Annotated in this window: 22 protein-coding genes and 2 tRNA genes; 7 read left to right on the forward strand and 17 right to left on the reverse strand. The window is 64.0% G+C overall.

Features of this window, described 5'->3' with window-relative positions; genetic code table 11:
- Positions 1–7: 7 nt before the first annotated feature.
- Entirely contained in the window at positions 8–1,024 is a 1,017-nt protein-coding gene (gene thiL / locus AOC05_RS09490) for a thiamine-phosphate kinase (RefSeq protein ID WP_062007011.1), read from the reverse strand.
- Positions 1,025–1,144: 120 nt separating this feature from the next.
- On the opposite strand from thiL, the gene AOC05_RS09495 reads away from it, so the two are divergent.
- A complete protein-coding gene (locus AOC05_RS09495; protein WP_062007012.1) occupies positions 1,145–1,387 on the forward strand; it encodes a DUF2630 family protein in 243 nt (80 codons plus the stop codon).
- A 59-nt stretch (positions 1,388–1,446) separates the two neighbouring features.
- Complete coding sequence (locus AOC05_RS09500; protein WP_062007013.1) at positions 1,447–2,235, forward strand: GNAT family N-acetyltransferase; 789 nt, start codon at positions 1,447–1,449, stop codon at positions 2,233–2,235.
- Between the two features lie 119 nt (positions 2,236–2,354).
- On the opposite strand, the gene hutU is transcribed toward AOC05_RS09500, so the two are convergent.
- Positions 2,355–4,034: a urocanate hydratase gene (gene hutU, locus AOC05_RS09505; protein ID WP_062007014.1), complete on the reverse strand. Its 1,680-nt coding sequence runs from the start codon at positions 4,032–4,034 to the stop codon at positions 2,355–2,357.
- Between the two features lie 161 nt (positions 4,035–4,195).
- Positions 4,196–5,230: an LCP family protein gene (locus AOC05_RS09510; RefSeq protein WP_062007015.1), complete on the reverse strand. Its 1,035-nt coding sequence runs from the start codon at positions 5,228–5,230 to the stop codon at positions 4,196–4,198.
- A gap of 150 nt (positions 5,231–5,380) precedes the next feature.
- On the opposite strand from AOC05_RS09510, the gene AOC05_RS09515 reads away from it, so the two are divergent.
- Positions 5,381–5,869 carry a DUF3515 family protein gene (locus tag AOC05_RS09515; protein WP_062007016.1) on the forward strand — a complete coding sequence of 163 codons (489 nt, stop codon included), beginning with the start codon at positions 5,381–5,383 and terminating at the stop codon, positions 5,867–5,869.
- 16 nt (positions 5,870–5,885) lie between these two features.
- On the opposite strand, the gene AOC05_RS09520 is transcribed toward AOC05_RS09515, so the two are convergent.
- The 5 genes from AOC05_RS09520 to murA form a co-directional block, all read right to left on the reverse strand.
- Positions 5,886–7,022, reverse strand: a complete 1,137-nt coding sequence (locus AOC05_RS09520) for a methyltransferase (protein WP_062007017.1) — start codon at positions 7,020–7,022, stop codon at positions 5,886–5,888.
- 223 nt (positions 7,023–7,245) lie between these two features.
- Entirely contained in the window at positions 7,246–8,382 is a 1,137-nt protein-coding gene (locus tag AOC05_RS09525; RefSeq protein ID WP_062007018.1) for a D-alanine--D-alanine ligase family protein, read from the reverse strand.
- Positions 8,383–8,385: 3 nt separating this feature from the next.
- Positions 8,386–9,423 (reverse strand): NAD(P)H-dependent glycerol-3-phosphate dehydrogenase, encoded by a 1,038-nt coding sequence (locus AOC05_RS09530; protein ID WP_062007019.1) that lies wholly within the window; start codon positions 9,421–9,423, stop codon positions 8,386–8,388.
- The gene (locus AOC05_RS09535; RefSeq protein WP_062009600.1) at positions 9,420–10,223 is read right to left on the reverse strand and encodes a lysophospholipid acyltransferase family protein; all 804 of its coding nucleotides are present in this window, start codon (positions 10,221–10,223) and stop codon (positions 9,420–9,422) included. The genes AOC05_RS09530 and AOC05_RS09535 overlap by 4 nt, the downstream gene beginning before the upstream one ends.
- 82 nt (positions 10,224–10,305) lie before the next feature.
- Complete coding sequence (murA, locus tag AOC05_RS09540) at positions 10,306–11,643, reverse strand: UDP-N-acetylglucosamine 1-carboxyvinyltransferase (protein WP_062007020.1); 1,338 nt, start codon at positions 11,641–11,643, stop codon at positions 10,306–10,308.
- A gap of 457 nt (positions 11,644–12,100) precedes the next feature.
- On the opposite strand from murA, the gene AOC05_RS09545 reads away from it, so the two are divergent.
- On the forward strand, positions 12,101–13,066 hold the full coding sequence (locus AOC05_RS09545) for a type IV toxin-antitoxin system AbiEi family antitoxin domain-containing protein (RefSeq protein ID WP_062007021.1): 966 nt from the start codon (positions 12,101–12,103) through the stop codon (positions 13,064–13,066).
- Positions 13,067–13,303: 237 nt separating this feature from the next.
- On the opposite strand, the gene leuD is transcribed toward AOC05_RS09545, so the two are convergent.
- Both leuD and leuC read right to left on the reverse strand, forming a co-directional pair.
- Entirely contained in the window at positions 13,304–13,903 is a 600-nt protein-coding gene (leuD, locus tag AOC05_RS09550) for a 3-isopropylmalate dehydratase small subunit (protein WP_062004918.1), read from the reverse strand.
- Between the two features lie 12 nt (positions 13,904–13,915).
- Positions 13,916–15,409 carry a 3-isopropylmalate dehydratase large subunit gene (leuC, locus tag AOC05_RS09555; protein WP_062009602.1) on the reverse strand — a complete coding sequence of 498 codons (1,494 nt, stop codon included), beginning with the start codon at positions 15,407–15,409 and terminating at the stop codon, positions 13,916–13,918.
- Positions 15,410–15,604: 195 nt separating this feature from the next.
- Here leuC and AOC05_RS09560 point away from each other — a divergent pair, with 195 nt between their 5' ends.
- The gene (locus AOC05_RS09560) at positions 15,605–16,324 is read left to right on the forward strand and encodes an IclR family transcriptional regulator (protein ID WP_062007022.1); all 720 of its coding nucleotides are present in this window, start codon (positions 15,605–15,607) and stop codon (positions 16,322–16,324) included.
- 39 nt (positions 16,325–16,363) lie between these two features.
- Positions 16,364–16,894 carry a DUF1697 domain-containing protein gene (locus AOC05_RS09565; RefSeq protein WP_062007023.1) on the forward strand — a complete coding sequence of 177 codons (531 nt, stop codon included), beginning with the start codon at positions 16,364–16,366 and terminating at the stop codon, positions 16,892–16,894.
- Here the strand turns inward: AOC05_RS09565 and AOC05_RS09570 are convergent.
- From AOC05_RS09570 to gltX, 6 genes are all read right to left on the reverse strand, one after another.
- Complete coding sequence (locus AOC05_RS09570) at positions 16,891–18,498, reverse strand: GTPase (RefSeq protein ID WP_062007024.1); 1,608 nt, start codon at positions 18,496–18,498, stop codon at positions 16,891–16,893. The genes AOC05_RS09565 and AOC05_RS09570 overlap by 4 nt on opposite strands.
- Positions 18,495–20,279 (reverse strand): dynamin family protein, encoded by a 1,785-nt coding sequence (locus AOC05_RS09575; protein ID WP_231687085.1) that lies wholly within the window; start codon positions 20,277–20,279, stop codon positions 18,495–18,497. The genes AOC05_RS09570 and AOC05_RS09575 overlap by 4 nt, the downstream gene beginning before the upstream one ends.
- Before the next feature lie 107 nt (positions 20,280–20,386).
- Positions 20,387–20,459, reverse strand: a tRNA-Glu gene (locus AOC05_RS09580).
- 89 nt (positions 20,460–20,548) lie between these two features.
- Positions 20,549–20,620: transfer RNA gene (locus AOC05_RS09585), tRNA-Gln, on the reverse strand.
- 129 nt (positions 20,621–20,749) lie between these two features.
- Positions 20,750–21,547 carry an HAD family hydrolase gene (locus AOC05_RS09590; protein WP_082357896.1) on the reverse strand — a complete coding sequence of 266 codons (798 nt, stop codon included), beginning with the start codon at positions 21,545–21,547 and terminating at the stop codon, positions 20,750–20,752.
- Between the two features lie 5 nt (positions 21,548–21,552).
- Positions 21,553–23,052, reverse strand: coding sequence for a glutamate--tRNA ligase (gene gltX, locus AOC05_RS09595; protein WP_062007025.1), 1,500 nt, complete (start codon positions 23,050–23,052; stop codon positions 21,553–21,555).
- A gap of 283 nt (positions 23,053–23,335) precedes the next feature.
- Between gltX and AOC05_RS09600 the strand changes: the two genes are divergently transcribed.
- Positions 23,336–25,507, forward strand: coding sequence for a hypothetical protein (locus AOC05_RS09600; protein ID WP_062007026.1), 2,172 nt, complete (start codon positions 23,336–23,338; stop codon positions 25,505–25,507).
- A 318-nt stretch (positions 25,508–25,825) separates the two neighbouring features.
- Here AOC05_RS09600 and AOC05_RS09610 read toward each other — a convergent pair whose 3' ends face one another.
- Entirely contained in the window at positions 25,826–26,602 is a 777-nt protein-coding gene (locus AOC05_RS09610; RefSeq protein ID WP_062007028.1) for a fumarylacetoacetate hydrolase family protein, read from the reverse strand.
- Positions 26,603–26,609 lie beyond the last annotated feature (7 nt).

Below are 26,609 nucleotides of genomic sequence, written 5' to 3' on the forward strand. Positions count from 1 at the left end.
GGCAATCTTAGACTGCAAAATGGTCCCATCCCACAGCGCCTGTTATGACGCTTCGTAAGTTCTGTCCGCTGATGGTGACAGCCGGTTGATTGGCTTCCGCAGACACTACCGAGCCTATCCTAATGAACCCGGCTGGAAGTGTCGTGGCAGCAGGGAATGTGGATAAAATACCGTGATCCTCCCCGCCTGTGAGGACCCACTCCAGCGAGTCTGCCCCCAGTGCGGCAGCGGTGTCCTCCAGAGCGGTGGCGAGTTCTCTAAGAACGCCGGCGTCCAGGTCCAATCCGGTGCCGCTGGCCGCGGCTAGGCGCCCGGCGTCGCGCAGTAGGCCGTCGGAAATATCCATCATGGCGGTGGCTCCGGCACGCGCACCGGCGGGCCCGGCAACCAGCGGAGGCCACGGCCTGTTGAACAGCTCAGCGGCATGCGCGGCGGCCGGTGTGTACCGGTCCGGGACGATCGTGCTTTCCTGCAGTGCCCAGCCTGCCGCGGACACTCCGAGGTTGCCGCACACAGCTATCTGGTCACCGGGGCGGGCCCCGCTGCGCAGCACGGGATCGCGTCCCTCCAGGGAGCCGGTGACGGCCACTGTGACAACGAGTTCCGAACCAGCGGAGAGGTCCCCACCGGCCACCGAACACGCGCCGGCACCCAGTGCAACGATGGCCGCGCTCAAACCGTCGGCCAGGTCCTCAACCCAGCTGACCGGCGTCGTGCCCGGAAGGGTGAGGCTGACCACCATGGCGGTGGCCTCGGCGCCCATGGCGTTGATGTCGGAGAGGTTTTGGGCGGCGGCCTTCCATCCCACATCAAAGCCGGTGGTGGCGTAGCCATTGGGCCAACGCAGGCGGAAGTCCTGATCCTGTACCTGGGTGTCGATGGAGATGACGGTGCGGCCGTCGGGGGCGGCGATGATGGCGGCGTCGTCTCCGGGGCCCAGAATCGTGGAGGTGCCGGCGTGCAGGCGCGGGAAGATGCGCGCCAGAAGCTCGGATTCGGAGAGTTGGGCCACGGTGAGTCTCATGCTTTAACCGTAGCGGGTGGGACTGACATCGCTTGGCCCTCGCCGTCGCCAGAAAACCGAACTACCCTGAATTTGGATAGTGACGTAGGTCAGCGCAACCAACAACCAAGGAGATGCGGGATGGACAACAGCCAAGTGCACCACATGATCGAGGAGCTGGTCCGGGCTGAACAAGAGTTGCGGGAAGCCACAGCCGATCAGTCCCAACTGCCCGCGCGCGCTGCAGAGCTGCGCGCCATCGAGGTCCAGCTGGACCGGTGCTGGGACCTGTTGCGCCAGCGCGGGGCGAGAATCCGTGCAGGCGCAAATCCCGACGACGCGCAACTGCGCTCGGAAAGCGAGGTTGAGGGCTACCGCCAGTAGCGGCCCACATAGCGCCCAACCCATTGCACCGGGCGTCCAATCCTGCAAAACTGCTGCCAATGGACATTAAAGAGCGCTACCTTCTTACTTACGACGAACAACTGCGCACCGACGCCGAAACGCCCAGCGCATTGCGCGTGAGCCGCTGGGGTCCGCTGCGACTGGCCACCTTTGCGGGAGGTCTTGGCTTCATCACGTATAGGGATTTGGGCGGAGCCGTGGCTGCGGACATGCCGGGGCTGGTGTCCGCCGCCCTGGCCCACTACCGCACAGATCCCGAGATCTACAAGGTTGAGTGGAAGGCGCGCCTGCACGATGCCTCTCCGGGGCTGCCCGAGGCCCTTGTGGCGCTAGGGTTCGTCGCCGAAGAGGCCGAATCCATCATGATGGGCCCGCTCGAGGGCTTATGCACCAACGCTCCTGTGCCCCCTGGCGTCACATTGCGGACAGTCACCACCGAGGACGACGTGCGTGCCATGTCCGCCATGGCCGACGAGGCCTTCGGCGAAGCAGTCGACACACGCCAGGCTGATGCCCTGCTGGCCCGCCTGGACCGCAACGACGGCATGGAACTCTGGGTTGCGGAAATTGAGCGACGCATGGTTAGTTGCGGCCGGCTCGAGCCGGTGCACGGCACGGAATTCGTTGGTATTTGGGGTGGGGCCACCCTCGAGGCCTACCGCGGCCGTGGCATCTACCGGGCCCTGACCGCAGCACGGGCCCGCTCCGCGATGGCGCAGGGCAAGACCTTGGTCCACAGCGACTCGTCCGAGTTTTCGCGCCCCATCTTGGAACGCTCGGGCCTGCTGAAGGTCTCCACCACCATTCCGTACTACTGGAGGAAGTGATGCACGACGCCGGGCACCCACCACCCACTCCCGGCCCGCCACGGCGCGGGCCAGCAAAAGTGAAAACCCCGCTGCGGAAATGAATCCGCGGCGGGGTCTTCGCCGTCAAACTGGGGCGCCTACTGCTCCTGCATGGGGATTCGGACCCCACGTTCGGCGGCGACCTCGATGGCACGCTCGTAGCCGGCGTCGGCGTGGCGGATGACGCCCATGCCGGGATCATTCGTCAGCAGCCGGGCCAGCTTCTCCGCGGCCAGCGGCGTGCCATCTGCCACGGAGACCTGGCCGGCGTGAATGGAACGGCCGATTCCCACGCCGCCGCCGTGGTGGATGGAGACCCAGGTGGCGCCGGATGCGGTGTTCAGCATGGCGTTCAGCAGCGGCCAGTCAGCGATGGCGTCGGAGCCGTCCTTCATGGACTCGGTCTCGCGGTAAGGTGAGGCCACGGAACCGGAGTCGAGGTGGTCGCGGCCGATCACAATCGGCGCGGAAACGCGGCCGTCGGCTACAAGCTGGTTGAACAGCACGCCGGCCTTGGCCCGGTCGCCATAGCCCAGCCAGGCGATGCGGGCCGGCAGGCCCTCAAACTCCACGTGCTCCTGGGCTGCGTTGATCCAGCGGTGTAGGTGGGCGTTGTCCGGGAACAGTTCCTTCAAGGCTTCGTCAGTGACCAGGATGTCCTCGGGATCGCCGGAGAGCGCAACCCAGCGAAACGGGCCCATGCCCTCGCAGAACAGTGGGCGGATGTAAGCCGGGACGAAGCCGGGGAAGTCAAAGGCGCGGCTGTAGCCACCCTTACGAGCCTCGTCCCGGATGGAGTTGCCGTAGTCAAAGACCTCGGCGCCGGCATCCTGGAATTCCACCATGGCCTGCACATGGCGGGCCATCGAGTTCTGCGCCTTCTTTGTGAAGCCCTCCTGGTCCGCTTCAGCCTCACTGGCCCACTGCTCCACAGAGAACTCAGTGGGCAGGTAGGACAGCGGGTCATGGGCGCTGGTCTGGTCTGTGACGATGTCCACCGTGAACTCACCTGCCCGGTGGCGGGCCAAGATGGCGGGAAAGAGCTCCGCAGCGTTGCCGACGACACCCACGGACACTGGCCGCTTTGACGCCTTGGCCTCAAGCACCCGGGCCAGGGCTGAGTCCAGGTCGGGGGCAACCTCGTCGAGGTAGCGCTTGCCTACCCGGCGCTGCAGGCGCTCCGCCGACACGTCGACGATCAGGCATGCGCCGCCGTTGAGCGTCACGGCTAGGGGCTGCGCCCCGCCCATGCCGCCGCAGCCGCCGGTCAGCGTGAATGTCCCGGCCAGCGTGCCGCCAAAGCGCTTCTCACCAATGGCGGCGAAGGTTTCAAAGGTGCCCTGCAGGATGCCCTGAGTGCCAATGTAAATCCAGGAACCGGCCGTCATCTGCCCGTACATCATTAGGCCCTCGGCCTCGAGCTTGCGGAACTCCGGCCACGTAGCCCAGTCCCCCACCAGGTTCGAGTTGGCCAGCAGCACCCGGGGCGCCCACACATTGGTGCGGAACACACCAACAGGCTTGCCGGACTGTACTAAGAGGGTCTCGTCGTCGTCCAAGGTCTTCAACGTGGCCACGATCGCGTCATACGCTTCCCAGGAACGGGCTGCCCGTCCGGTCCCGCCGTACACCACCAGGTCCTCTGGGCGCTCGGCAACCTCCGGGTCGAGGTTGTTCATGAGCATCCGCAACGGCGCCTCCGTCTGCCACGATTTGGCAGACAACGTGGTTCCGCGGTCTGCGCGAATGGAACGGGAAGGATCGTGCATCGTCGCCATGGTGTTTTCCTTTGTGTTCGTCGGTGTGGGGCCCGCAGGAAGGGTATCCGCAACGTGTCTGGCCGACCACAAAATCTCTTATCCCTTATCTAAGCCCAAGGAGCAGGTAATGTGCATGGGCGCACCCACAAACTTGTCTGTGATTCCAGACAGATGGACTTCTAGTGCAGCCCGGCGCCGGCCATGTATGACCCCATGGAATCATTGGCGAGGGCAGCAGCGATGGCCGAGATGGCGGCGTCGTCGCGCAAAACGATCGACTGGCCATCGGCACTGGTCCCGGTGCCCAGGGTTGGCAGGGTGAACGACTTCACATCCGAGCCGCGCACCCCACGCAGACTCAAGGCCAGTGCGGCCAGTGTTGGGGCCGTGAGATCCTGGTCAACCTTGACATAGGGTGAAACATCTTTGACCAGATTGGTGACCGTGATGGGGTTACCCAGGGTGGACGGGGTCAAAATGGTGTTCAAGACCGCTTTGAGGAAGATCTGCTGATCCTTGACCCGCTGGTAATCGCCGTCCACAAAGGCGTAGCGTTCGCGCACAAAACCCAGGGCCTGATCACCAGTCATCTTCTGCGGCCCCGCCGGGAAGGTGTAATTTCCATGGGTGGAGGTGAAGGGAATCGGGACGTTCACAGTGACCCCGCCCAGAACATCGGTGACGGCCTTGAAACCCTCAAAATCAACCACAGCCACATGATCGATCCTGCTATTGAACATGCCTTCCACCGTTTGCACCACCAAAGGCACTCCCCCGTACGCCATGGCTGCGTTGATCTTCGCCTCGCCATGTCCGGGGATGGTGACCCAGGTATCCCGCATGATCGAGATCATGTAGATGTTTTTGCGGTCCGCTGGAATATGGACCCACATCATGGTGTCCGAGCGCTGGTTTGAGGGCAGGCCCTGCTCGGCCAGATCCACGTCGTCGCTTCGACTGTCGCTGCCCAATAGCAAGATGTTCTCCGCGTTCGACGCCGGACCCTGCGTTGGCTTCACGGGCCGGGACACGTCGTTGGGGAAGGTCGTGGGGAGACGTTGCACATTGGCGTCGAAGTTGTGAGCCAGATTTGCCACAAACAGTCCGCTGACCACTGCCGCAATGACAAAAACGGCCAGCACGCTCCATAGCACGCCGCGGCCTATATTGCGTCTACGTCGTGCCGAACCAGGGGCACCATCACCTTCGCTCATAGTCGCAATAGTGCCACCACTTGTGCCCAATTTGCCCCGCCAGACTGGCGGATTGCAGCATTGTTGCAGCTCTGAGACCTAACTCATCGGCAACTCCCAGACTTGGGCAACGCGGCACCCTCTGCCCTGTTCAGCGGATAGGCTGGAAACATGCGTTTGAAATCTCTGTCCGGGCGGATTGCCGCTCCCTTGGCTGTTTGTGCCCTTGTGCTCTTGACCGGTTGCGCCCCGTCCGTGGAGGTGTCTGCGGCCGAGGACTCCAATAATCCTGCGTGCGCGCCGATGATGGTGGCGTTGCCCGACAGCCTCGCCGACGCACCCAAGCGGACCACCTCGAGCCAGGCCACGGCCGCCTGGGGAGATCCATCCCTGCTCATCTTGCGGTGCGGTGTGCCGGTTCCGGGGCCCACCACTGACAGCTGCGTGAGTGTCAACGGTGTCGACTGGGTCATGAAAGAGGGCGACCCGGCGTGGACACTAACCACCTATGGCCGCAATCCCGCGACGGAAATCATCTTTGACCCGAAGAAAATTGCCTCAAGTTCGGTCCTGCCCGAACTTGCCAATGCCGCCGCCAAGATCCCGGCGACCCGGGCCTGTGTCGGGACCGAGGACCTGGAGCTACCGGCTGGCAAATAGCCCATGGCGGGCCGGGCTAGCTTTTGAGCCCGAGCGTCCAGAGTGAGGTGACCTCCCGTGAGCGGGCGTCAAAGAACGGGTCGCTGCGGTCCATGGAGCGCGGGTGCCTGGCCGGCGTGTCCCGCTTGTCCAGCACCACCAACCCGGCCGCCTCAATCCAGTCCAACAGTTCCTCGCGGCTGCGCAGGCCCAGGTGTTCGGCCAGGTCTGAGATGATCAGCCAGCCCTCTCCCCCGGGTTCCAGGTGACCGGGCAGCCCGGCCAGGAACGCCTTGAGCATGCGGCTCTTGGGGTCGTAGACGGCATTGTCCAACAAGGTGTGCGGGGTGCCCGGCAACCAGGGCGGATTGCACACCACGATGGGCGCCCGACCGTCCGGGAACATGTCGGTCAGCGCCGGTTCAATCTGGCCCGCAAGGCCTAGGGAGGCGATGTTCTCTTGGGCGCAGGCGATGGCCCGGGGCTCACTGTCGGTCGCGATGACTTTTTGCACGCCACGTTTGGCCAGGATCGCCGCCAGCACGCCGGTGCCGGTGCCAATGTCAAAGGCCAGGTCCGTGGAGGGTAGGGGCGCCTGGGCCACCAGTTCCAGGTACTCGCTGCGGATGGGGGCAAAGGTTCCATAGTGCGGATGGATCTTAGCATCGAGGACGTCAACAAAGAGGCCGTTCCTGCGCCATTCATAGGCGCCGATGGCCCCGAGGACATCCTGCAGCGGGGTCACCTCCGGCCCATGAACTTCCCCTGCAGCACCAAGCCAAGCCTGTGAGATGTCCGGTGCACGGCGCAGGGCAACGCCGGGGCCCGGCTCCAGCGGGACGAGCAGCAGTCCCAGGATCCTGGCGCGCTGGGAGCGGGCCTGCCGGTAGCGGTAGAAAGCGTCCGCAACGTCCTCGCCGTCGCGCTTCTTGCCCGCCGGCGTACGCCGCGCCATGGCGGAAAGAAGCTGGCGGGCATTGTGATAGTCACCGTGCCACAGCATGGCCTTACCCTGGGCAGCGAGCCGGTAGGCGTCGTCGGCCGTCAGGGAGTCATCCACCAACACCACATTTTTCGGTGCCGGAGATCCGTTGATCGAACGCCACCTTGCACTGCGCTCTTCGCCGTCGTGTATCCACGAAATGGTGGGGGCAGCGCCTGAATCGGTGGCCATAGGGATGTGCTCCTGGTTTTTCATAAGTTGCTTGGCGCCAACTGGCCAAGAGCGAGTGTCCCGCTGTGAGATTGTGTAGTGGGAGTTTTTCGAAGATCAGCCACCCTCTAAGTTTAGCGGTGACGAACTCCGGCTTGCCCGCAGGTCAAATCCAATGGCGCAGTGAGGTGAGCTAGCTGTATTGCCCACGGGCATTGGGTACTGACTGGCTCGACCGCCGGCGTTAGCGCAGGCCAACCTTACGGGTCAGTGCCAGTTGCACAAGCTCGTCGATGAGGTCCCGGTAGGACAGCCCGGACGCGGCCCACATCTGCGGGTACATGGAGCTGGGCGTGAAACCGGGCATCGTATTGATTTCATTGATGATCAGGTCCCCGGCCGCGGTGTAGAAGAAGTCCACCCGGGACAGGCCCTCGGCCCCGACGGCGTCAAACGCGAGTGCTGCCTGTTCCCGGATTCGGGCGAGGTCTACTTCGGGCATGTCCGCCGGGCAGCTCAGCGTCACTGCGTCGCCGTGGACGTACTTGGCCTCAAAATCGTAAAACGCGTGATGGGTCCCATCCATCATGGTGACTTCGCCCGGCAGCGAGACGCGAGGGGCAGCGCTCCCCCGGCCCTCCAGGACGGCAATTTCAATTTCGCGGCCCACAATGCCAGCCTCAATGACCAGCTTGAGATCGTGCTCACGTGCCGCGGCAATCGCGGCATCCAGCCCGTCGACCGAATCAACCTTGGAGATGCCCATGGAGGATCCGGCGCGGGCAGGCTTCACAAACACGGGGAAGCCAAGAGCGGAAACCCGATCGCGCACACGCCCGGGATTGACGGTCCACTCTCGGTCGGTCACCGCAATGAACGGCCCCACAGCCAGTCCGGCCGCTTCAAAAACCACCTTCATGAAATGCTTGTCCATACCAATGGCCGACGCCAAAACACCCGCACCCACGTACCGGGTATCGCTTAGTTCCAGCATGCCCTGGATGGTGCCATCCTCGCCCCACGGTCCGTGCAACAGCGGGAAAACCACATCCACGACCCCCAATTCCTGCGGAACCTGGGCTGCTTCCTGCACCACCAGCTGGTGTCCACCACCAAGGTGTGCCAGCGAAACGCTCTGCCCCCCCGCCTTGACCTCCGGCAGTGCTCCGCCCGCCAACGACCACCCAGAAACCTCGTCCCCAGCCAAAACCCACTGGCCATTTTTCGCGATACCGATGGCGACGACGTCGTACTTTCCACGGTCGATGGCGCCCAACACGCCGGCGGCAGTGACACAACTGACGGCGTGCTCGCTGGAGCGCCCGCCAAACAAGATGGCGACACGAATGCGCGGTGTTGGGGCGGGGGAATCAGTAGTCACGCGTTAGTCGCCTTCGGATTTCAGTTGGCGGGCCAGTAGCAGCGGGCCCAGTTCATCGACAGTCAGTTTACCTTCAAGCACGCCCACAACCGCGTTGGTGATGGGCATATCGACGCCCATTTTCGCTGCCAGGTCCGAGACGGCACGGCCGGACTTGATGCCCTCTGCCGTCTGCGTCATGCGGTTGTTGACCTCATCTAGGGTGAGGCCTTCGCCCAGCATGCGACCGGCCGTGTGGTTGCGGCTCAGCGAGGAGGAACAAGTTGCCACTAGATCGCCCAGCCCGGCCAGCCCGGCCATGGTCTCGGCCTTGCCGCCCAGCGCCAGTGCCAGCCGTGTTGTCTCCGCCAGGCCACGCGTGATCACCGAGGCCTTGGTGTTGTCGCCCACCATTTGTCCCTCGCAAATGCCCACGCATAGCGCGATGACGTTCTTCACGATCCCGCCAATCTCCACGCCCACCACGTCATCGACGGTGTAGGGGCGGAAGTATGGCGGCGTGGACACGCTCGCCACCCATTTTGCGGTGTTCTCATCGGCACATGCCACCACGGAGGCGGTGGGCTCCTGGCGGGCAATTTCCATGGCCAAATTGGGGCCAGAAATCACCACTACCCGGTCCGGGGTGAGCCCCAGCTCTTCCTCGATGACCTGGGACATGCGTTGGTCGGTGCCCAGTTCCAGGCCCTTCATCAAGCTGACGACGACGACGTCCTTAGCCAGGTGACCGGCCCACCCGCGCAGCTGCTCACGCAACGTTTGGGCGGGAACGGCAAGCACCACCAGCTCAGCGTCTCTGAGTACCTCCACGGCGTCCGTGGAGGCGCCGATGTTGGCGGGCAGCTCGGTGGTGGAGAGGTAGCGCGGGTTGCGGTGGTGGATGTTGATCTGGTCCACCACCTCCTGGCGCCGGCCCCACACCACGATCTTGCGATCCGTGCCTGCCGCGGCGTCGCCGAGGATCTTCGCGAACGTGGTTCCCCAGCTGCCGGCACCCAAGACCGCGATCTTGACCGGCGCAATGCCATCCACGTAGCTCACTGGGGATCACCTGTTTCTGTTGGTCCGACGTCGTTCTTCTGATGATCCTGCTTGTGACCTTGGGAGCCGCGCTCCTCAAATCTGCCATGGGTTGACTGGTGGTGGGCCGCGGGGTCCCAGCGCTGGGCCGGGGCCTTCTCGCCGCGCAGCTCCTCCAGCATGGCCGTAATGGCCACCATAATGACATCGGTCATGGCCTCCAGGGTGGCTTTGTCGGCCGCATGCCCGGCGAAGGCGCTCAGGTCCACAGGGTCACCGACCACGACCTTCACCTTCTTGCGCGGGAAAATCTTGAAGCCCTTGGCATAGCGGGGGAACACTTCCTGCGCCCCCCAATGCACCACGGGGATGACCTTGACACCTGTACCCAGGGCCAGCCTGGCCGCCCCCGTGCGCCCTTTCATGGGCCACAGATCCGGATCACGGGTAAGGGTGCCCTCGGGATAGACCACCACCGCGCCGCCGCCGTCGAGCACCTTCTGGGCAAAGGACAGCGACGTGCCGGCCCCTGCTCCGCTGCGCTCAACAGGAATCTGCTGTGCGCCGCGCAGGATGGGTCCCAAGATCGGGGTCTTGAATAAACCGTCCTTGGCCAGGAAGTGCGGCATGACGTTTTGGTTGTAGAGCAGGTGACCGACCACGATCGGGTCGATTTCGGTGCAGTGGTTGGGCACCACAATGAAGCCCTCGTCGACCGGCAGTCGGTCAAGGCCATACCATTCCTTGCCCATGAGCAGGGTGATCGCGGTCCGGGCGACGCCGGCCACAAACGCAAACACCATCCAGGTCCGCAGACTCATACCAACGGGCTTGAAGGGGCGCTTGCGTGCTGGCTTGCGCCGGCCGGGCAGGTCCTGTCCGGAAACGTCAGCGGCCACGACCCTACCTCAAGACTTTACTGGACTCGTGCACGTCAAAATCGGCGCCCAACCCGTCAAGTTTGGCCGTGAACTTCTCATAGCCTCGGCTGATGATGTCAATGCCCGTCACGGTGGAGGTGCCTTGGGCGGCCAAGGCGGCGATCATGTGACTGAAACCGCCGCGCAGGTCGGGGACGTCGATGGTGGTTCCCGTCAGAGGGGTGGAGCCGGAGATGACTGCCGAGTGGATGAAGTTCCGTTGGCCGAAGCGGCAGGGGACGCTGCCCAGACACTCGCGGTGGAGCTGGATGTTGGCACCCATCCTGGTCAGCGCGTTGGTGAAGCCAAACCGGTTCTCGTAGACGGTCTCGTGCACGATCGAGACACCCTCGGCCTGGGTCAGGGCCACCACGAGCGGCTGCTGCCAGTCCGTCATGAACCCCGGGTGGACATCGGTCTCCAGCACTAGCGGCTTCAGGTCCCCGCCCTTGTGGTAGAAACGGATGCCGTCGTCGTGGATGTCCATGCCGCCACCAATCTTGCGGAAGGTGTTCACGAACGTCATCATGTCCCGCTGGCTGGCGCCTTCGACGTATATGTCACCGCCAGTGACAAGCGCGGCAGACGCCCAGGATGCGGACTCGTTGCGGTCGGGCAGGGCGGTGTGCACGTAGCCGCTGAGTTCGTTCACGCCTTCAATGCGGATGGTCCTGTCGGTCTGCACCGAGATGATGGCGCCCATTTTTTGCAAGATCGCAATGAGGTCAATGATCTCCGGCTCCGTGGCCGCACCGCTGAGCTCGGTGATGCCTTCGGCCCGGGTGGCGGAGAGCAGCACTTGTTCGGTGGCGCCAACACTGGGGTAGGGCAGACTGATCTTGGTGCCCTTGAGCCCGTGAGGGGCGGAAATGAGGATGCCTCCGCCGGTCTTGTCCACCACAGCACCAAATTTGCGCAGCACCTCGAGGTGGTAGTCGATGGGTCGGTCACCGATCTTGCAGCCGCCCAGGTCCGGGATGAACGCGTGACCAATGGAATGAATGAGAGGTCCGCACAGCAGGATGGGGATGCGGGAGTCACCGGCGTGGGTGTTGATCTCCGAGCTGGAGGCAGTCTTGGCGTTGGCCGGGTCCAGTGTCAGGTCCCCCGTGACGGGGTCCTTCACCACCGTGACGCCGTGAAGTTGCAGCAACGAGGTCACAACCTCCACATCCTTGATCTCCGGGACATTGCGCAACGTGGAGGGCGCATTGCCCAACAATGCGGCCACCATGGCCTTGGGGACTAAGTTCTTAGCACCACGTACCTGGATGCGTCCCTTGAGCGGGACACCGCCACGGACCGTCAGAATCCTGCTCATCTTCACCTAATCCTTCGTTCCACCACCACCCGCCGAACCTTCGCCGGGCCTCAGTCAAGCATAGTTTCTCCCCACTAGATGCTGAAATGGCTGTCCCTGCTGGAGGCTGGCGGGCAGCGAACGCGCGGTTTCCGCGGGAGCAGGATCCGGCGTCGTCCCTTGGCCCAGGCGTATCCGGGCGCCCTGGCCGGAACCAAATGCGTCCCACCGCGGGGGCCGTTGTGGTGATTCGCCACCGCTATGAATCGGTTCCGCAACAGAGGGGGCCGTTGTGGTGATTCGACGCTGGCCGGCCAGGGGCGAGTCACCACAACGGCCCCCTCTGAATGCCCTGTCGTACCCGGAACAGGTGGCGACCCGCACCCTTGCCTCCTCCACAGGCCCGGGGTGCCCGGTACTTTCCACAATCGCCACGATTCAAGATGCCAGGCCCGTTCCCCGGATGGATCATCGAAGCATGACAGTTTTCCAGGTGCCGCCGTTTATCACCGCGGACAGCAAATATGAGGACGAATACTCGGCCCGAAGGCTTTCTCGCCAGACTGCCTCCGGCAAACTTGTCAGGGTACGCCGGGGACTTTATCTGCCAGCTTCGGTGTGGGAAAGCATGAAGCCGTGGGAGCAGGAACGGATGCGGATCCAGGCAGTTGATGTGCTGGCAAGCCGTCATCCGATTTTTGCCCGCGAGTCCGCAGCTCTGGTCATGGGACTGCCACTGATTCATACGCCGCGCCAGGTTCAAACGGTCGTGGCCCCGGGCCTGCGCGGGGGCCAAAGCAGCAAGGGGGTGCGCCGCACCGGCTCGGTGGAGGGCGATCCCGTACCGTGGACCATGTTTGGGCTCAAGGTCACCCCGCCGGCGGAGACCGCACGCGATCTGGCGCTGCAGCTGCCACTGTCCCAGTCGCTGCCCGCCATGGACAAGTTGATGCAGCGCGAGATCCTGCCGGGCTCTCCTCACAATGTAAATCTGATCTTCACTGCTGACCATGTGCGTGCCTCAGCTGCATTGCTTCCCAATGGCACGCAGCGGCGCAGGGTGGAAAGAGTTCTGGAGGTGGCGGACGGGCTCTCGCAGTCGGCGGGTGAGTCATGGAGCCGTGCCATCATGATCCAACACGGCTTCCCACGACCGGTTTTGCAAAATTCGTACTACGACGACCGGGGTCTCATCGGCTATCCGGACTTTGAATGGAAGGAATTGAAGATTCTTGGCGAATTCGATGGCTTCGAGAAATACTCAGCGCAGCGCTTCCTCAAGGGTAAGACCCCGTCCCAGGTGGTGGTTGAGGAGAAAAAGCGGGAGGACCGGCTACGAGCGCTCGGCTACAAAGTGGTTCGATGGGTGTGGGCAGACCTCCAGGACCCACAGCGGCTCATTGGCCTGTTGCACGCGGCCGGCCTGCCGTCGCGAAATCTGTAGCGTCAACGAGGTCCGGGGGGCCGTTGTGGTGATTCGCCGCTGGCCGGCCAGGAGCGGATCACCACAACGGCCCCCCGGGTGTGCTCCGGCTGTAATCGGGGCAGCAAAAAGCCGGCCCTTCCCGGGAGGGATGGACCGGCTTTCCTGTGTGCTGAGGCCACGCACCCCTGGGGCCACACACCCAGTGGTCCACAGCAGAAGCCGCACGAACGGCTGAAGTTGGGGAGGGCTCGGGGACTAGCTTTTCGCCGGCAGCGTGGTGGGCTTGTAGGTCGGACGCGTGGCCTCGAACGCGGTGATGGCCGGTTCGTCGCGCAGCGTCAGGCCAATGTCATCCAGGCCTTCCAGGATGCGCCAGCGGGTGTAGTCGTCAATCTGGAACGGGGCCACAACAGTGCCCGCCGTGACCATTTTGGCCACCAGGTCCACAGTGACCTCCGTCCCCGGAGCGTTCTCCAGGACTTTCCAGATCAGCTCAATGTCGTCCTGGGCCACCTCGGCGGCCACCAAGCCTTGTTTGCCCGAGTTGCCGCGGAAAATGTCGGCAAAGCGTGAGGAGAGCACGGCCTTGAAGCCGTAGTCTTTCAGCGCCCAAACAGCATGCTCGCGGGAGGAACCGGTTCCGAAGTCGGCGCCTGCCACCAGCACGGAGCCAGCGCTGTACGGCTCCTGGTTGAGGATGAATTCGGGGTTTTTGCGCCAGCTGGAGAACAGGGCGTCCTCGAAGCCGGTACGGGTGATCCGCTTGAGGTACACGGCCGGGATGATCTGGTCGGTATCAACGTTGCTTTGGCGCAGCGGGACACCAATACCGGTGTGGGTGGAGAACTTGTCCATGGTGTGAGCTCCTTACGCTACGGTCTGGGCGGATGTGGTCTCGACAGGCTCGACCACCGGCAAGAGGTCCGACGGCGAGCTGAGGGTGCCGCGAACAGCCGTGGCGGCTGCGACGACGGGTGAGACCAGGTGGGTGCGCCCGCCCTTGCCCTGGCGGCCTTCAAAGTTGCGGTTGGACGTCGAGGCGCAACGCTCCCCCGGTTCCAGTTGGTCAGGGTTCATACCCAGGCACATGGAGCAACCGGCAAAACGCCACTCGGCACCAAAGTCGACGAACACCTTGTCCAGGCCCTCGGCTTCGGCTTCCAGGCGGACGCGGGCGGATCCGGGCACCACCAGCATGCGGATGTTGGGGTCCTTTTCGCGGCCGCGGATGATGTCCGCGGCGGCGCGCAGGTCCTCGATGCGGGAGTTGGTGCAAGAGCCCAGGAAAACCGTGTCGACACGGATGTCCTTCATGGGGGTGCCTGCTTCGAGGTCCATGTAGGCCAGTGCCCGTTCGGCGGCGGCCTTGGCGTTTTCGTCGCCGAAGTCCTCCGGGAACGGAACGGCGTCGTTCAGGGAGACGCCCTGCCCCGGGTTGGTGCCCCAGGTGACGAAGGGCTCCAGGGTGTTTGCGTCTAGGAACACCTCGGCGTCGAATTCGGCGTCGTCCTCTGTTGTCAGGGACTTCCAGTACTCAACGGCATCATCCCAGTCCGCACCCACCGGTGCATGAGCGCGGCCCTTGAGGTAAGCAAAGGTGATCTCGTCCGGGGCGATCATCCCAGCACGGGCGCCCGCCTCGATGGACATGTTGCACACGGTCATGCGGGCGTCCATGGACAGTGCACGGATGGCCGATCCACGGTATTCGAGCACGTAGCCCTGGCCACCACCGGTGCCGATCTGGGCGATGATGGCCAAGATGACGTCCTTGGAGGTCACGCCGGGGCGCAGCGTGCCCTCGACGTTGATGGCCATGGTTTTGAACGGCTTCAGCGGCAGTGTCTGGGTGGCCATGACGTGCTCCACCTCGGAGGTGCCAATACCAAAAGCGAGGGCGCCCACTGCACCGTGCGTTGAAGTGTGCGAGTCTCCACAAACCACCGTCATACCCGGCTGGGTCAGGCCCAGCTGCGGGCCCACCACATGCACGATGCCCTGTTCGGCGTCGCCCAGCGAGTGCAGGCGCACACCGAATTCGGCACAATTGTTGCGCAGCGTCTGGATCTGGGTGCGGGAGGTAAGGTCCGCGATCGGCTTGAAGATGTCCAGCGTGGGGGTGTTGTGATCCTCCGTGGCAATGGTCAGATCCGGGCGGCGCAATGGCCGACCGGCCAGCCGCAAACCCTCGAAGGCCTGGGGCGAGGTGACCTCATGGATCAGGTGAAGGTCGATGTAGAGAAGGTCCGGCTGTGCGGCATCGCCGTCACCCTCGCCCTGCTTGACAACGTGGTCGCGCCATACTTTTTCAGCGAGCGTCTTCGCGGTCCTTCGCGCAGTCGTCGTCGAAACGGTCGGCAGCTTTGCTGAGTCGTGCGCTTCGGGTGTGGTTGCCTCGGTCACGGCCAGCTCCCTTCATCTGTTGAGATGCGTGCCTCCAGTAGAATGACTGGAACGCGCACCTGTGGTTTGTATAGTCCTACTGTTCCAGCCCCGTTGGCACAGAAGCTAGCCCGTCGATTTGCATCTCACATAATGAGACGTCAATATCATTACATGGACAATTCTAGTGGCGTTGGCGTTATCGATAAAGCGGCTCTCGTGCTTGATGCACTGGAGGCAGGACCTACCACCTTGGCCCAGCTTGTTGCGGCCACCGGTTTGGCCCGCCCAACAGTGCACCGGCTGGCGCTTGCCTTGGTATATCACCGGCTGGTCAGCCGCGACATGCAGGGCCGTTTTGTGCTGGGCAGCCGCCTCGTGGAACTGGCCTCCGCCGCCGGTGAGGACCGCCTGATTGCCGCCGCCGGCCCCGTACTTCTGCAACTGCGTGATTCCACCGGTGAAAGCGCCCAGATCTTCCGTCGCCAGGGCGATTCCCGCGTGTGTGTGGCGTCTGCTGAGCGGCCTATCGGCCTGCGCGACACCATTCCCGTAGGCACCCAGCTGACCATGAAGGCCGGCTCCGCCGCCCAGGTGTTGCTGGCCTGGGAAGATCACGAGCGTTTGCTCGAGGGCCTGCACAACGCCCGTTTCACACCCACCGTTTTGGCCGGTGTACGACGGCGTGGATGGGGTCAGTCCCTGGGCGAACGTGAGCCCGGGGTGGCCTCGGTGTCGGCGCCCGTCCGCGGCCCCTCCGGCCGCGTCATTGCGGCGGTGTCTATCTCCGGCCCCATTGAGCGCCTGACCCGCCAGCCCGGCCGCCTGCACGCCGAGATCGTATGCAACGCTTCCCGCATCCTGACCGAGGCCCTTCGCAAAAGCAACGACTAGAACTCACGGGTAGAACTCACAGGCGCGTAGTGTTTCCCCATGACTAATTGCGCCGTTTTCCTGCGTGGCATCAACGTCGGGGGCATTAACATCAAGATGGCCGAGCTTCGCTTGGCCCTGGCGGCGTTGCCGCTTGAAAACGTGAAGACGCTGCTGGCCTCCGGGAACGTGGTGTGCTCAAGCGATGCGCCAGTCGCAGAAGTTAAGGCGCTGGTGGAAGACTGCCTGCGGGAAAAATTTGGCTACGACGCGTGGGTGGTGGTCCTTGACCAGCCTCGGCTGAAGTCCATCATCGAGACCTGCCCCTACCCTGCCGACGACAAGGCCACCCACAGCTATGTGACGCTTTCCTCGCAGCCGGACATGCTGGACGAGCTTGAGGCGCTGGGCCGCGACCTGCCCGCCACCGAACTGCGCCGTCTAAGCCCTGAGGCCTTGGCCTGGCTGGCCCCAGCCGGAGGCACGCTGGAGAGCCCGTTCAGCAAGCTTTCCGCCAGGGCCCGTTACAAGAGCACGACGACGACCCGCAACTTGCGCACGCTCCTGAAGTGCCGCGACGCGATGGCCTAAGATGCTGCGGCGAGGGCGTCCTGAAACGCGCGATGGCGGGCAATCTCGGCCTCGACGGGTTCCACCACCAGTGTTTGGCACACGGCACCGATACTCTCGCGCAGCCGCCGTCGTGCCTGGGACGCACGACGTGCCGCACCTGCCGCGGCGATGAATTTGCTGGTGAGCGCCAGGAAGACTCCCAACACCACACCGCCGATCACGAGCAGCGTGGGCACGGGCCAGCCTTCGACTTTCGGCGCTTCAGGGACCGGCATCTGAAAGTATCCCAGGCCGGCCAGCACGCCAAGCCACAGCAAGCCGGCAACGGCCGCTAGCAGGGCCAGCCATTGGATGGCGGAGAACACCGGCCACCACCAGGACCGCGCATTGGCCTTCACATCGGTGGAAGCCACCGCCTGATCCAACGCGTCAGTGAGGCCCTGGCGGTTGCTGCGCGCAGCCGCCCGGATGGAGGCACGCCACGGACCGCAGGCCCCGGCACTGGCGGCGTCAGCAAAGTCGCGTACGGCTGAATCGAGCTGCGCCTGCTCGGCGACGCCAGCCTGCGGTAGCGAGGTTCGGTTAACAGCGCAGTCACCTTCTCTGCGCAAACTCAACTGGCGCAGGGGGTCCTTGCGGAACTTCGAGATCCACCGCGTGGGCGGCCAACCAGTCCGCTTCGTGGCCTCCAAGCGGTAGGAGGCACGCACGGCAGCCACTACTGGCTCCACATGTGCGGCCTGCGCCAACCCGGCGGCCAAGGCCCTCCGCTCCTGCTGGTGAACCCCCGCAGCCTCACCCGTTCCCGAGGCCTCTGCCAACCTGCGCGCTGCCACGGCAACATCGGCGGCGAGCCGTGCCGACTGGGCTGCCTTAGCCTTCACGACGGCGGACAGCCGCGTACGCAGATCGGACACACCGGTTCCCGCCAGTGCCGAAACAGCCAGCACCGGAACGTGGGTCAAACCGTCACGGTCGAGGATACCGGCCAGTGAGGCAAGCACGGGCTTGACCTCGTGGGGGGCCAGCGTGTCCACCTGGTTCAACACCACTATGGTCACGGCCCCGTGGGCCGAAAAGGGCCGGATGAAGTCATGGTGGATGGCGGCGTCAGCATACTTTTGCGGGTCAACCACCCACACCAGGACATCCACCTGCCCGGCCAGTCGCTGTGCCGTTTCCCGATGCGAAAACTGCACGGAGTCAAAGTCCGGCAGGTCCAGAAGGATCAGCCCGCAGCCGTCCCCCAGGCCCGGCACCGCCTTGCCCTCACGGCGGTCGGCAACCTTCAACCAGTCAAGCAACGGCCCGCTCCCTGCTAGCTCCCACACCATGGCCAACGGCTCACTCGTGGTCGGCCGCCGCACGGCAACCGTGGCCACCCCGGCCCCCACCACGGCGTTAAATAGCGTGGACTTCCCGCTGCCCGTGGCGCCAAAGAATCCCACCACGGTGTGCCCGGCGCTGAGCGAGCGCCGCGAGGTGGCCCGTTCCAGAACGTCGTACGCCTCCTGTAAGGCGGCGTCGTCCAGGCGTCCCTCACCGAGTTCGCGGGCCTTGTTCAGCGCGGCCAACTTTTGCGCCAGCGAGGACTCGGTACGCGCCTCCCGGTGCCGGCTCATGCGCCCTCCCCCAGCGTCGCCAACCGCTTCGCCAACGCCTCAAGCCGTTCCACGGCAGGGGAGGAACCAGAGCTTAACGGGCCGATCCGCTCCAGGAAGCGTTGCTGCTGCCCCGCCAAAAGGGCCGCGCACCGCTTTTCTAGGGACTGCCGGGCCTCATGGGTCAGGCGCCGCACCGCATCCTCGCCGAAGACCGCTTCCAGGAGTTTTTGGCCCACGACGGCGGTACCTCCGGCGATTCCCACCTCGGCCCCCGTCAATCCCCCTGTCAGCGAAAACACCACGATCATCAACACCACGCCCAAGCCGTTGACCCCGAAGGATAGCCAGCGCGCCTGCGACCGCCTGGCCGCACCCTCGGAGCGGATTAAGGCCATCACATCCGACTGCCAGGCCCTAATTTCCGCCGCAACCGTAGCGGGGAAATCTGCTGTAACTCCGGAAAGGTCCTGCGCACTTAGCAGCGCCCTGCCGGCGGGATCGGCCCGCCACCGCTGGTCGGCGTCCTCGGCGGCCCGGGCGGCCTGGGCCACGATGACGGCCTGCAGCCCGGTTTCGATGGCAGCCTCCACCTGCACGGCCGGAGGCGGTTGCCCCCTGAAAAACGCGCCCACACGGTCCCTGACCCTGCCAATGCCGCTTTCCAGGGCCCGGAAGAAATCACCTGTTCCCACAAAGTCCTGCCACCTGGCCAGGACTTCCCCGCGCAGCAGCGAGCCGTCACTGGTGGCGTGGGAAATTTTGGTGGCGGCATCCTCAAAGGCGGCTACGACGTCGTCGGTCAACTGCAAGCTTGACTCAAGCTGGTCCAAGGCGGCCAAGGCCAGCAGTTCCACCTTGCCTGAGAGCGCCCGCACGGTGCCATTGAGGGTGCGACGGGCAATGTCCGCCCTGCCGGAAACGTCGGCTGCCATGCCCTCCAACCAGGCCCTGATAGGTGCCGTGGCCTCCGACGGCAGCATGCCGAGTTCGTCAAGGGCGGTCTCCGGCACCACAAAAAGCTGCGCGCCCGTCAATCCTTGGCGCCCCAGCATGGAGCGCAGATCGGCACTGACTTCCGTCTGGGCGCCTTGGGGTACTCGGTCAAGGATCACGGCCACGAGAATGTCCCGCGAGGCGGCATCGAGCAGCAGCCGCCACGGGACGGCATCAGCATAGCGGTTTGCGGTGGTGACGAAAAGCCACAAGTCCGCTGCCGCCAGGAGCTGGCCTGCAAGTTCGCGGTTGTCATCGGAGACTGAGTCGACGTCGGGCGCGTCAAGCAGTGCCACTCCTTTTGGCACTGCCGGATCGGCCACGAGAGCCAGTGAGTTCATGGCGGCCGGGTCGGGGGTGGGGCCCGCCTCGGTGGCGGCGGTGCCCGCAGGCGCGCGTTCCCCGCGGATCCTGGCCAAGGAGGGTAGGACCCGCGTGGAACTGAACCAGTCGGTGTCTTGCGGGTGGTGGAGCAGGATGGGTTGGCGGGTGGTGGGGCGGATGGCTCCGGCCCGGGTCACGGGGTGCCCCACCAGCGCGTTGACGAGCGTTGATTTTCCGGCGCCTGTGGAGCCGCCCACCACGGCCAGCAGCGGGGCCTCCAGGCTGCGGTAGCGCGGCAGAATGTAGTCCTCGAGCTGCCTCAGCGACGCCTTCGCCGTGTTGCGTGCTTCCTGCGTTCCGGGCAGTTCTAGGGGAAGCTGCAACCGTTCGAGTTCGGCACGCACCGCTTCCAGCAGCGCCAGCGCGGCGAGGCTCGCCTTGGCTGTGCCGCCGTCATCGGAGGGAAGAATGATTGGACTCACAACATCATCATGCCAGTTCAATGCCAGCTACAAACCCTTTGGTGTGACAATTGGCGGGTTTGTTAAAGCAAAATGGCCGGAAACCCGTAGGTTTCCGGCCTTGCTTGTGACCCCAGCGGGATTCGAACCCGCGTTACCGCCGTGAGAGGGCAGCGTACTAGGCCGCTATACGATGGGGCCCTAATACATTCGGTTTTTGCTCAACAATCTTCAGAAACATTACCCGAATTTTGCTGCTCACGCCAACCGAAGGGCGGCTTTTACAAGCGCTGGGATACCAGGACTCGAACCTAGAATGTCGGTACCAGAAACCGATGTGTTGCCAATTACACCATATCCCAATGGCCACGTTCTGCCGTGAAATCCTCGGGTTTCCCCGGGCTTTCAGCGGCCCTCGCGCCGGGATAAGACTCTACCCGATAGTTTCCCAGACACCAAAACGAGAAGACAGAAATGGGCTGAGCGGTACGTCACAGCCGCGTATTGAGCGGTTCCAGTGCCAAAAGGAGGGCCAGTTCGAATAAGTTTGCGATTTCTTGGACCCCGCCCAGGGCGTCCACAGCTTCGCCCTCGCACGACGGCGCCTGCACGTTCTCCCTGTTCAGCCAGACCCCGCGCAGCCCGGCTTGGGAGGAGCCGACGGCGTCGAGCATGTAGTTGTCCCCCACGTACAGCGTTTGCGCCGGGTGGGTACCCAGTTGGCGGCAACCTTCCAGGAACACCTGCGGTGCCGGCTTCGCCGCGTCGAGGGTGTCGATGCCCACCAGTACCTCGATGCGCTGCAGGCCGGCTGTATCCAGCTTGGCGCGCTGGTAGTCGTGGACGTTGTTGCTCACACAGCCGTATGGGATTCCTGCCTCATCAAGCGTGTCAAGGATGGGCACCACGTCCTCAAAAGCCTTGATGGACAGCGGCTGGGCGGCTTCAAAATCGGCAATCCAACGTTGCTCGGCAACGTCGTCGAAACCACTGAACCCCAGATGGTCGAAGACGACGCGGGCCCGCAGGCCTCGCTGCTGGGCAAAGCTGAACTCCCCAGCCACATAGCGGTCGTAATAGTTGTGCGTGTCGGCCATATAGATGGCGGCGAAGGTGTCCCAGTCCTGAGCCGTGTTGGCCGGCAGCAGCTCCCTGCCCGCCACCTCCATGGCAGCCTGCATGGCGGCGTACAGGTCCACCAAGGTCTCGTCGATGTCAAACAAGACACCCCCGACCCGCCCCAAGGAAAAGGGCGAGTCAGGGGCTGCTTGCAAAGCGCTGGACGTCAACTTGATCAGCCGCGGAACGTCTTGAGGCGGGTCAGTGAGGATTCCTTGCCCAGAATCACCATGGACTCAAACAGCGGTGGGGAAATGCGCCGCCCCGACAGTGCCGTACGGACGGGGCCGAAGGCCAGGCGCGGCTTCACACCAAGGCCCTCCACCAGGGCCGTCTTCAGGGCTGCCTGAATGCTCTGCGCGGTCCACTCTTCCAGGGGCTCCAGGGCCGCCAAGGCGGCATCGAGCACCTCGGTCAGGTTTTCTGGCAGCCCCTTGCGCGCATCGTCGGCGACGTCGACGCCGTCGTCCCTCTTGAACAGGAACGCCAGCATCTGTGGAGCCTCACCCAACAAGGTGATCCGCTCCTGCACCAGCGGGGCGGACTCGGTGAGGATTTCCTCCTCACGGGCGCTGAGGGTCTCCCCCACGACGCCTTCAGCCTGCAGGTATGGCACCAGGCGGTTGCGGAAGTCGCAGGCCCCAAGCATGCGCACGTGGGTGCCGTTGATGGCCTCGGCCTTCTTGACGTCAAAGCGTGCCGGGTTGCCTAGGACGTCGTGAATGTCGAAGTGCTCCACAAGCTGTTCCACGGTGAAGATGTCCTCGTCTGCGGAAAGCGACCAGCCCAGCAGGGACAGGTAGTTCAGCAGGCCCTCGGGGATGAAGCCGCGGTCACGGTGCAGGAACAGGTTTGACTCGGGATCACGCTTGGAAAGCTTCTTGTTGCCGGCGCCCATGACGTAGGGCAGGTGCCCAAACAAGGGCATGTACTGGGCAACCCCCACGGCGTACAGGGCCTGGTAGAGAGCCACTTGGCGTGGCGTGGAGGAAAGCAGGTCCTCGCCGCGCAGCACGTGGGTGACACCCATCAAGGCGTCGTCCACCGGGTTCACCAGCGTGTACAGCGGTGCACCGTTGGGGCGGACCAGCGCGTAGTCCGGAACTGATCCTGCCTTGAAGGTGATCTCGCCCCTGACCAAATCCGTGAAGGTGATATCCGCATCCGGCATCCGCAGACGCAGGGCAGGCTGGCGGCCTTCGGCCTTGAATGCGGCAATCTGATCTGCCGAGAGGTCGCGGTCGAAGTTGTCGTAACCAAGCTTGACGTCCCGGCCGGCCGTCTTGTGACGTGCCTCAACCTCTTCAGGGGAGGAGAACGACTCGTATACGTGGCCACCGGCAACCAGTTTGGCAATGACGTCCTGGTAGATGTCGTTGCGCTGCGACTGACGGTATGGCTCGTGAGGGCCACCAACCTCAACACCCTCGTCCCAGTCAATGCCCAACCACTTCATCGCATCGAGCAGCTGGAGATAGCTTTCCTCACTGTCGCGCTTGGTATCGGTGTCCTCGATGCGGAAAATCATCTTTCCGTTCGTGTGCCGGGCGTACGCCCAGTTGAACAAGGCCGTGCGGATGAGCCCCACGTGGGGCGTGCCGGTCGGTGAGGGGCAGAACCTTACCCGGACAGGGGTTTCGGCGGTAACAGTGGGGATCTGGGCTGCAATAGTCATGATGTTTCCAGTTTAGACGCCTTGACCAGATTGCCGGTATCCCGCTGGGGCTCCGCTTGGATGGCGGCTCCCAGCGGTGGCGCGTGCAAGCGGTGGCGCGTGCAAACTGGCAAGGGGGTCTGAGCCAACAAACGCCACCTTCAACCAGAGCTGCCCCTTTTTCGAGTTTTAGTCACGTTTACATAACGGCTGACTTAACTGCCAATGCCTCATGTATGTTACTCGTCAGTAGCTTAAGTTGTTAGCTACATCACACGCACCCAACTTTCGTGAGGAACTGCCCATGTCCCGCAGAACCGTAGGCGCACCGTTGCGCAGCTCCACCAAAAACCATTACATCGCACATGCCCTTCTGAGCCTCCTTGTGTTGGGTTTGATCATGTTCTTCGCCCTGACCACCACCAAAATTGCCAGCGGCGCCTCACAACTCCATGATGGCTCCAAGTTAACCTCCGCCGGTGCCGACAAACTCAAGCAGGGCGCCGCGGACCTCGACGCGGGTGCGGCGGCATTGTCGAAGGGTGCGGCCTCAGCGGCCGTAGGCGCCACTGCCGCCGAGAGCGGTGCCGGAAAACTTTCCACCGGTGCCACCGCCCTGAGCCAAGGCATCCAAGATAAGCTGGCGCCCGGGCTCTTCAGCGCCAACGACGGAGCGCAGGCGCTGACCGAGGGTGCCGCCAAGACGGCGAACGACGTCCGGAACAAGCTCGCCCCGGGCGTTTACGCAGCGGCAGACGGTGCCAATCAGTTGGCTGCCGGTGGCACGGAACTGAATGCAGGCGCAGCAACCATCGCTGACGGAGTGAAGAACCAGCTAGCACCGGGCGTCTTCGCCGCCAACGCTGGGGCCCAGGAACTGTTCGCCGGATCCAAAGCACTCGAGTCTGGTACTGCCACCGTGGCCGAAGGTGTTGCCACCCAGCTAGCCCCCGGCATCGTGGCCGTGGACAAGGGCGCAGGGGATGCCGCTGCCGGTGCCAACAGACTTAATGCCGGTGCGCAGCAACTGAAGGCAGGTGCCTCAGCTGCCTCAGCCGGTGCCGCTGCACTGGGTGCCGGGGCCTCGGCGGCAAACGCAGGAGCCCAGCAAGTTAATGCGGGCTCTCAGGGCTTGGCCGCAGGTGTTGGCCAGCTCTCAGCCGGACTTACTCCGTCTGCAAACGGCGCGGATCCACAGAACTTGGCCGACGGTGTAAACCAGTTGGCTGCCGGAGCAGCACAACTGGCCGGACACGGTTCCACTCCCGGCGTGGATGCCACCGGCGTCGCGGCCCTGCGTGAGGGACTGTCCAGCCTGCGGGCCGCCGCACTAGCCACCCCAGGGATCCCTTTGGGTGCCCTGCTAGACCAACTGACAGCGCTGGAGGCAGGCGCCCAGCAGGCCTCACAAGGTAGCACCCAACTTGTGGCTGGCAGCCAGCAGCTGCAGGGTGGCTTTGGCGTGCTGGGGAAAAAGCTCAATAGCACCGATCCAGCCAATCCGGGACTGGTGGCCGGCGCCAACCAGCTCTGGGCCGGAGCCCAGCAGCTTGCCGGTGGCACAATGCAACTATCCGCAGGGCTCAACGGAGTGCCCAACGACCCTGCCAACCCGGGACTTGTCGCTGGCAACATGAAGCTTGCCGAGGGCGCCACTGAGGTATCCACCGGAACCAAGCAACTCGCGGAGGGCACCACGGCATTGTATGCAGGGACCAGGCAGTTGGTGGTGGGCGTCCACGGCCAGCCAAATGATGTTTCCCAGCCCGGTCTGCTCAGCGCTTTGAAGTCCATAGCAGCCGGATCCAGCGCGCTCTCGGCTGGAACGGGCAAGCTCAGCGGCGGCACCTCAGAAATCGCGACCGGCTTGAGGGGCACGGCAGGCAAGCCCGGGCTCATTGACGGCGCTGCCTCCCTCGCCACCGGCAGCTCAACGCTTTCAGCGGGCACGAAAAAACTCTCCACGGGCACCCAACAGCTAGTCTTTGGCATGGATGGCACCCCCGGAGATCCCGAGCGCCCCGGTCTGCTCTATGCCACACGGAACCTGGAATCGGGAACGGCGAAGCTTTCTGCCGGTACGCAGGCACTCAACGAGGGCGTGGCGGGGACTCCCGCGATCGCCGGGTCCGGCCTGCTGGAAGGCAGCAAGACACTTGCCGAAGGTGCCGGGAAGCTCGCTGAAGGCAGCACCACCCTGGCAGCCGGAAACGCCAAGCTCGCTGCCGGAGCGTCAGGTCTTTCCACCGGGGCCAGCCGTATGGCGGACGGAGCACAAACACTGGCGGTGGGCAACAGCCAGGTAGCCGATGGCACCTCGGAGCTGCTCACCGGCGTTTCCGCCGTCACCCCCGCCGGGGCTGTCGCGGCACCGGTGCCCATCCTGGCAATCATCGGGGCATTGCTGGTGGCCATTGCCATGACGATCATGCTCCGTCGCCGCGCGGCAACGCGACGAGCAGAAAGCGCCAGCTAACGGTAGTCAAGGAAAAACAGCCGCCGCACTTGCTGGCCCGCACCGCCCCACCAGGGGTACGGGCCCGCAGGGGCGGCGGTTGTCTTCACCGGCCACCGCCAGCCCAACCAGGGCGCCACCGCACAGATCGCCGCCGGCACACTCGGGAAGAAGTATTGGCAGTACATGCCGATCGCCCTGCACGTGGGGATCATGCTCACGTGCCGCCGTCGTTCCCCACCCACTCCCCCATCAGGTACGTCAGTCTGGGAACCCTGCGGGCGTGGGTGGATTCTTCAAGGACGACGGCGGCACAAAGGTGAGAGAAAAAATCGGACGCTAGCGCCGAACCACCGGGTTGGAAAGGCGGCCGATGCCCTCGATTTCGATGTCGTAGCGGTCCCCGGCATTGAGCAGGTCCACTCCGGCCGGGGTGCCGGTCATGATGACATCTCCGGGCAACAAGGTGAAGGCGTGGGAGATGATCGAGACGAGCTCGCGGACGCTGCGCACCATCTGGTTGGAGCTGCCGTCCTGACGGAGATCGCCGTTGAGCCAGCCCTTGATGGTGACGTCGTCGGGGTCCAGCTCGGTTTCGATCCACGGACCCAGTGGCGCGGAGGTGTCAAATCCCTTGGCGCGGGCCCACTGGCCATCACCCTTTTGGACGTCGCGGGCGGTGAGGTCGTTGCCGCAGGTGTAACCGAAGATGACCTCGTCCACGCGCGACTCCGGGACGTCCTTGCAGATGCGGCCGATGACCACGCACAGTTCGGCCTCGTAGGAGACCTCCTCGGAGAAATCGGGCAGCACGATGGGCTCGTTCGGGCCGATGACGGAGGTGTTGGGTTTCAGGAACAGCAGCGGGCTTTCGGGGACCTCGTTGCCCAGTTCACGGGCGTGTTCGGCAAAGTTGCGCCCCACACCGATGACCTTGGAGCGCGGGATGATCGGGGCCACAAGGCGCACATCCTCCAGCGGGTACTTGATGGTGGTGGGCTCCACGCCGTTGAAGAACGGGTCGCCCTTAATGACAGTGACAACTTCACTGCCGGTCTCCCCTTCCACAATGCCGTACATCGGGTCATTATCTACAACAAAACGGGCTATACGCATGGGACCG

It is taken from the genome of Arthrobacter alpinus (genome assembly GCF_001294625.1).
GTDB lineage: Bacteria > Actinomycetota > Actinomycetes > Actinomycetales > Micrococcaceae > Specibacter > Specibacter alpinus_A.